7 protein-coding genes and 1 pseudogene are annotated in these 6559 nt (G+C 63.0%); all 8 read right to left on the bottom strand.

Going from position 1 to position 6559, the window contains the following annotated elements:
* A pseudogene (locus tag VMR03_RS02385) lies at positions 1-323 on the bottom strand (hypothetical protein); the annotation flags it as partial.
* 126 nt (positions 324-449) lie between these two features.
* Positions 450-905 (bottom strand): nicotinamide-nucleotide amidohydrolase family protein, encoded by a 456-nt coding sequence (locus tag VMR03_RS02380; protein ID WP_325401907.1) that lies wholly within the window; start codon positions 903-905, stop codon positions 450-452.
* 165 nt (positions 906-1070) lie between these two features.
* Positions 1071-1496 carry a biopolymer transporter ExbD gene (locus VMR03_RS02375; protein ID WP_325401905.1) on the bottom strand — a complete coding sequence of 142 codons (426 nt, stop codon included), beginning with the start codon at positions 1494-1496 and terminating at the stop codon, positions 1071-1073.
* Positions 1497-1514: 18 nt separating this feature from the next.
* Complete coding sequence (locus tag VMR03_RS02370; protein ID WP_325401903.1) at positions 1515-1943, bottom strand: biopolymer transporter ExbD; 429 nt, start codon at positions 1941-1943, stop codon at positions 1515-1517.
* A gap of 93 nt (positions 1944-2036) precedes the next feature.
* Complete coding sequence (locus VMR03_RS02365) at positions 2037-3002, bottom strand: MotA/TolQ/ExbB proton channel family protein (protein WP_325401901.1); 966 nt, start codon at positions 3000-3002, stop codon at positions 2037-2039.
* Between the two features lie 162 nt (positions 3003-3164).
* Positions 3165-3743, bottom strand: coding sequence for a TonB family protein (locus tag VMR03_RS02360; protein ID WP_325401899.1), 579 nt, complete (start codon positions 3741-3743; stop codon positions 3165-3167).
* A 469-nt stretch (positions 3744-4212) separates the two neighbouring features.
* Positions 4213-4368 carry a cbb3-type cytochrome oxidase assembly protein CcoS gene (gene ccoS / locus VMR03_RS02355; RefSeq protein WP_325401897.1) on the bottom strand — a complete coding sequence of 52 codons (156 nt, stop codon included), beginning with the start codon at positions 4366-4368 and terminating at the stop codon, positions 4213-4215.
* Positions 4365-6559 (bottom strand): heavy metal translocating P-type ATPase (locus VMR03_RS02350; protein WP_325401895.1); only part of this gene is annotated, 2195 nt, incomplete at its 5' end. The genes ccoS and VMR03_RS02350, both read right to left, overlap by 4 nt.

The raw sequence follows: 6559 nt of genomic DNA, 5'->3' as shown, positions 1-6559 counted from the left end.
AGTTTTTTCGCTCCGTCATGCTCGACGAAGGCTTCGTCGAGCATATCGTCCTCGACGTCGCCGCGTTCCTCCGGATAGAAGATTTCCTCCTCGATCGCGGTGTGGACCTTGAGCGCCAGGGCGATCTTCTGAAAGAGTTTGAGCTTCTCGCCCTCGTCCTCCAGTTGCTCATATTCATCGAACCAATGCTCGACTTCGCGGTGATCCTGCTTCAGCAGCTTGATCGCAAGCGGATCTCGCCGGCCGGTTCGCCGCGTTCGGCGCGTTTTCGACTTCGTTGACGTTGATCTGGAGTTACTTGCAGATTTGTTGGCCTGAGCCATGAGCGGGTTCCTCTCGATGCTGCCCCGTTGCCGCCCCTCTTCAACGGTGCATGAGGTCGCGAGTTCCGCCGACGGAGGAGGAACCCGACATGACGCTCGCGGCTCCGCTGCGCCCCGGGATACGCTTTATCCTGAAGCAACTTTTCTTATGTAATCGAGGCCACGCAATACAACTGCACGACGCAAAATCTCGTGATGAGCCGCGTCGAAATTCTCCTCCACGACGTTCAGAACGTCTTGGCGCCGCCCGCAGGCGAAGATCACGCGGCCGACCGGATTGCCGTCCTCGTCCTCCTCGGGTCCGATGACGCCTGTGAGAGCAAGTACGATATCCGCCGTCGAGCGGTGGAGGGCGCCTTCCGCCATCTGCCTTGCAACGTCTTCATGGACACTGCCCTTGGCGGCGAGAAGCTCGCGCGAAACGCCCAGTGCCGCGACCTTATGTGGCTTTGTGTAAGTGACGAAACTGCCATGCAGGCAATGTCCCGCGCCATCCGCCTGCGACAGGACGGTCGAGATCAGACCGGCCGTGCACGATTCCGCGGTGACGACCGAGAGCCCGGCTCTCCTGAGAAGAGCCATGACGGTCTGTGCCCGTTCGACAAGGCTCTGATCGATACAATGAGAGATCATGCATGCGGGAAAACTGATATTCCCGATAAACGTTCCAGCCAAAAAACTGCCGCCCGGCATCAGCGGGCGGCAGCTTCTTTTTAAAGGCAACGTAGCGGAGCGAATCCGTGGCGCTCAATCCATATACTGCTCGTTGCCGACGAAGCCGATGCGGGTGACGCCGAGCCTCTGGGCGGCCGCGAGCACCACGGCGACATAGTTGTACTTGACCAGCCGGTTCGGTTTCAGATGGATTTCCGGCTGCGGCGATTGGGCAGCTGCCGAACTCAGAAGTTCGTCGAGCTGGGCCGTCGTCGGAACGGCGCTGCCGTTCCAGTAGACCGTGCCGTCGAAATCGACTTCAAGATCGACCACCTGCGGCTCCACCAGCGGCGGCGGCGCGTTGAGGTTCTGCGGCATGTCGAGCTTCACCGCATGCGTCTGCAGCGGAATGGTAATGATCAACATCACCAGCAGAACGAGCATCACGTCGATGAGGGGTGTCGTGTTGATTTCCATCATCACGTCGTCCTCATTGCCTCCTCCGACATTCATCGCCATGTCGTTACTCCTTACTCGTTACTGCTGCCCGCGATCGGGTTCGGTGATGAAGGCGACCTTCTGGATACCGCCGCGCTGACAGTCCACGATCACCTTGCCGATGAACTCGAAGCGCGCATCCTTGTCGCCCCGCACATGGATTTCAGGCTGCGGCTGCTTCACCGCCGCTTCCTTGATCCTGGCGAGCAGCGCCGCGTTGTCCGCCATCTTCTCGCTGTTCCAGTAGATCGTCCCTTCGTGATCCACCGCCACCACGATGTTCTCGGGCTTGGTCTGCGTCGCGACGTTGTTCGCCTTGGGCAGCGACACCGGGACGGTCTGGATCGCGACCGGGATCGTGATCAGGAAGATGATCAGCAGCACGAGCATCACGTCGACCAGCGGCGTCGTGTTGATCGCGGAGAGAACTTCGTCTTCGTCTCCGCTGCCGCCTACATTCATCGCCATCTTCTTCACTCCCTCAAACCATCGGCTCGCCCGCGCGGACGAACCGCGCGTCGTCAAAAGGCGCGAGGGTGGTGTTCCCTCGCGCCCCCGATCTCAACGATGCGCCAGAATGCGCGCCTCGACTTCCGTCGCGAAGCGACGAACCTGATCGAGTGCGGCCTTGTTGCGGCGCACGAGCCAGTTGTAGCCGAGCACCGCCGGAACGGCGACGGCAAGACCGATCGCCGTCATGATGAGGGCTTCACCGACCGGACCCGCGACCTTGTCGATCGAAGCCTGGCCCGCGACGCCGATGGCGATCAGCGCGTGATAGATGCCCCAGACCGTGCCGAAGAGGCCCACGAACGGCGCCGTCGAACCGACCGTCGCGAGGAAGGCCAGACCGCCCTGCAGATTGGCCGCCACGCCGTCGATGGCGCGCGACAACGCATTGCCGGTCCAGTCGAGCAGGCTGACCTCGGCGCCGAGGCCGCGACCATGCTGCTCGGCCGCTGCGAGACCTTCCTCGGCGACTGCCCGGAAGGCGGAATTCTTCGCCAGACCGTCGGTCGCTTCCTTGAGGCTCGCCGCCTGGGCAAAGCGCTTCTGCGCCGCCCGGCCTTGCGCGAACATGCCGCGCTGCTCCCAAAGCTTGGTGAAGAGGATGTACCAGCTGCCCATCGACATGATTCCGAGGATCACCAGAGTACCCTTGGCGACGAAGTCGCCCTGGGCCCAGAGCGCCGCGAGACCGTAAGGGTTCTGCTCGGGCGCTACCGCGCTCTCGGCGAGCGGACCTTCGGCACCCGGAACAGCTTCTGTGCCGGGCGCGGCTGGCGTACCAGGCGCAGCTTCCGTGCCGGGCGCAATTTCGGCGCCAGGGGCGGCAGGGGTAGCCTCAGTGCCGGGCGCCGCAGGAGCCTCGGCGGTTGCCGCAGGTGCCGGATCCTCGGCCCTGACCGGCGTGGCGAGCACAAAGCTCAGCGCCATCACTCCGCCTGCCGCCGCAAGCGCCAGCGCGCGCAAGCCCGTTCCAAAGCGCGCCTCGTTCACCCGGCGCGTCATCGCTCCAATCGTCATGGGAAACTCCCCAACCTTTTTGTTCGACACCCCCCGGGTTCGGATCTCTCGTCCCGACCCCGGGAACCCCGATGCGTCCGACCGCCGGACGCATCGTTCTCAAATCATGTGCCGCCGGCCGGATGGAACAGACATATCCCTCCGGCGCAACGCGCAACGTCGTTAGTTCACTTCGTCCACACGGAAGGTCACAGCCATCTTGTGCCAGACCGCCACTGCCTGGCCGGCGCTCATCGCCGGAAGGAAACGCCAGGCCTTCACCGCATATTTGGCTGCCGACTGATCGAGCTTCGGGAAGCCGCTCGACTTGTCGATCCGCGCTTCCTGCACCGTGCCGTCGGCGCGGATATAGAGAAGCAGGACCACGGTGCCTTCCTCGCCCATACGCACCGAAGACGGCGGATAGGGAGGCTTTCGGTTCGGATGGTTCGGATCGGCGCGCGGCGACAGCGAAGGCGCGGACGGCGCGGCCACTTTCGACTGCACGGCCTTGATTGCCGTGGGCGGCGGTGTCTGCGGCACGTTGATGGTGATTTCCGGCGGCGGCACAAAGGGCGGCGGCGGCGTATCGAGCGCCGGCGGCGGAGGCGGCGGCGGCTCGTCTCGCTTCACCTCAGGCGGTGTGTCGATGATCTTCGCTTCGATCGGGCCTTTCACGGCCTCGAGAGCCTTCGTGCCGAGACCGCTCGCCAGCGCCCAGATCAGCGCCAGATGCAGAAGCACCACAAAGCCGAACCCCATTGCCCGGCCAGAGCTGTTCCGCTGTTCCAAATATGACATCTACTTTACACTGCTCAGAGTTAGTCCTGCGGTTTTCGCAAACGCGTAATCCGGCACCATCCCATCTTCACTTGCCGACACAGCCATGTGCTCACAGCTACGTGCCGGAATTGTGAATATGTTCAGGCACCAGACCCGACACGCATCCGAAATCCTAAATCCGCTCGCCCCTTGGATTGCGCCTCTCGACCCCCGTCGAATATCCGCGATCCAGACTAGTCCGTTAGGACGCAAGACCTTTCAACGCGGGCCATCGCGAGTCAAGACGAAATATACAAAGCTGACTGTTTTGCGGAACGGCGCCGTGAAATCGAAATGAAATATCGCGGCAAGTGCGGCATATGAAATGAACCGCCGCCGCCGTTCACCCGTGAAACGATGAAAATGACGCCTTGCTCACGGATGCCTCGAATATTGCGCGAGAAATCCCTCAGGAATGGGGCAAATCCTCGTCGTCGAACAGAATGCGCTCCGCAGCACCGTCGAGGTCATCATATTGCGCGGATTTCAACGACCAGAGAAAACCCAGCAGACCAATCAATCCGAGAAAAAGCGCAGCGGGCATCAGGTAAACGAGAATATTCATTGCCCCACCCTTTCGGAACGTTGTCCGAGACGCAACGAATTAAGCGTCACAGTGATGGAAGATGCTGACATCGCAACTGCAGCAATCAGCGGTGTGACGAAACCTGCAAAAGCCAGGGGGATCGCAATGGCGTTGTAGGCGAGCGCCAGCGCGAAATTCTCGAAGACGAGGCGGCGCGATTTGCGCGCGACGTCGATCGCCTCGATCACGGCACCAAGCTTTACCCCCTGAAAGATGAAATCCGCCGCGGTCTGGCTCACATCCGACGCGTCCGACGGCGAGATCGAAACATGGGCGACGCGAAGCGCCGGCGCGTCATTCAAGCCGTCGCCAACCATCAGCACTTTCCGGCCTTCGGCGGCGAGTTCCTTGAGCCGCGCAATCTTCGCATCGGGCCGTGCACCGGCGCGCCAATTGGACAAGCCGAGCGCCTCGGCGGCGGCACGCGCCGCCGGCTCACGATCGCCCGATAGAAGTTCGATCGCATAGCCGCGCGCCTTCAATTCCTTGACCGTCTCGACCGCATCCGGCCGAAGCTCGTCCATAAAACGGAAGCAGGAAGGCCGCGCTGCACCGCGCCTGAGCCAGAGCTCCGAGCCACCATGCGTCAACGCCCCATCCTCCGTGGCGCCGACCCATTCGCGACTGCCGAGCCGTATCGTCTCGTCACCCAGCCTGCCCTCGAGACCCTGGCCCGGTTCTTCGCGAATATCGGCGAGGACGGGAAGCGGCTTCACGCCGACGCTTTCGACAAGGGCGCGCGCGAGCGGATGACGGCTCGCCCGCGCCAACGCGGCACCGATAGCAAAATCGGCGACACCGGTCCCGCCATCGACAAGACGCGGGCAGCCCAGCGTCAGCGTACCCGTTTTATCGAAGACGATCGTGTCCACCTCGGCGAGACGCTCCAGCCCGTCGGCTGCCTTGAGCAGAATGCCGCGCTTCAGAAGGCGACCGGTCGCGACGACCTGCACCACGGGCACGGCGAGGCCGAGCGCGCAGGGACAGGTCACGATCAGGACGGCGATCGCGTTGGTGATCGCGACGGCGATGCCCGAGCCCATCGCGAGCCAGAAGAGAACGGTGGTCAGCGCCAGAATGTGAACGCTGGGCGCATAGACGCGCGCGGCGCGGTCGGCGATGCGCACATAGGCCGAGCGGCCCTGTTCGGCCGCCTCCATCAGCCGAACGATTTCCGCGAGCAGCGAATGTTCATCGCGCGCGCTCACGTTCACTTCGATGGGCGCCGTCATGTTGAGCGTCCCGGCGAAGACATGCCCGCCCGGACGAACGACTTCGGGAAGGCTCTCGCCGGTGACGAGGCTCGTATCGACATCGCTGATGCCGATGGCGACGACGCCGTCTGCAGGAATGCGGGCGCCCGCCGCCACCGCGACCCGCATGCCGGGTTCGAGCGCCTCCATCGGCACGGAACGTTGCGTGCCGTCCGCCTCGATGAGGGTTGCCGCCATAGCGCGAAGGCCCAGCAGGTTCTGCGCCGCCGAACAGGCGCGATTGCGCGCCTGGACGTCGAGATAGCGACCGATCAGCAAAAAGAAGAGAAGGGTGATGCTGGCGTCGAAATAGACGTGTTCGGCATTGACGACGGTCTGGATGAGGCTCATGCCGGTCGCCAGCGTCACCGCGAGCGAGATCGGCACGTCCATGTTCATCTGGCGCTTGCGGAGCGCCGCGAAGGCCGAACGATAGAAAGGCTGCGCGGCATAAACAATCGCCGGAAGCGCGATCAACGCCGAGACCCAGTAGAAGAGCGCCCGCGTCTCGGGCTCCATGTCGGTGACGAGGCCGGACCAGACCGAGACCGAGAGCAGCATCACATTGGCGGCGGCAAAACCCGCCACGCCCATGGCGCGCAGCAGCTTGCGGCCTTCGTTTTCGTCCAGAACGCCGATCAACTTGGGATCGAAGGGGACGGCCTCGAAGCCGATGGAAGCGAGTTTATCGACGATGTCGGCAGGTTTCAGACGCGACGGCATCCATTTCACCGCGACGCGCTTGGTCGAGAGATTGGCGCGGGCGAAAGTCACACCGTCGAGCTCGCCAAGGGCGCGCTCTATACGGCGCATGCAGCCGGCGCAGTGCATGGACTGGACGACGAGATCGAGCTTCGCTTGATGGTCCGTATCGTCGAGGCGAACGAAGAGGGCCGGATCGGCGCGCGAGACAGACG

This window comes from Parvibaculum sp., from assembly GCF_035511255.1.
Classification (GTDB): Bacteria; Pseudomonadota; Alphaproteobacteria; order Parvibaculales; family Parvibaculaceae; genus Parvibaculum.
The sequence above is the reverse complement of the archived record's forward strand: the minus strand, read 5'-3'. Positions and strand labels throughout refer to the sequence as shown.

Bases quoted from the DNA above. Each gene is read 5' to 3' on its own strand.
- VMR03_RS02380 (WP_325401907.1), bottom strand. From the start codon at position 905: ATGGCTCTTCTCAGGAGAGCCGGGCTCTCGGTCGTCACCGCGGAATCG.
- VMR03_RS02375 (WP_325401905.1), bottom strand. From the start codon at position 1,496: ATGGCGATGAATGTCGGAGGAGGCAATGAGGACGACGTGATGATGGAA.
- VMR03_RS02370 (WP_325401903.1), bottom strand. From the start codon at position 1,943: ATGGCGATGAATGTAGGCGGCAGCGGAGACGAAGACGAAGTTCTCTCC.
- VMR03_RS02365 (WP_325401901.1), bottom strand. From the start codon at position 3,002: ATGACGATTGGAGCGATGACGCGCCGGGTGAACGAGGCGCGCTTTGGA.
- VMR03_RS02360 (WP_325401899.1), bottom strand. From the start codon at position 3,743: ATGGGGTTCGGCTTTGTGGTGCTTCTGCATCTGGCGCTGATCTGGGCG.
- ccoS (WP_325401897.1), bottom strand. From the start codon at position 4,368: ATGAATATTCTCGTTTACCTGATGCCCGCTGCGCTTTTTCTCGGATTG.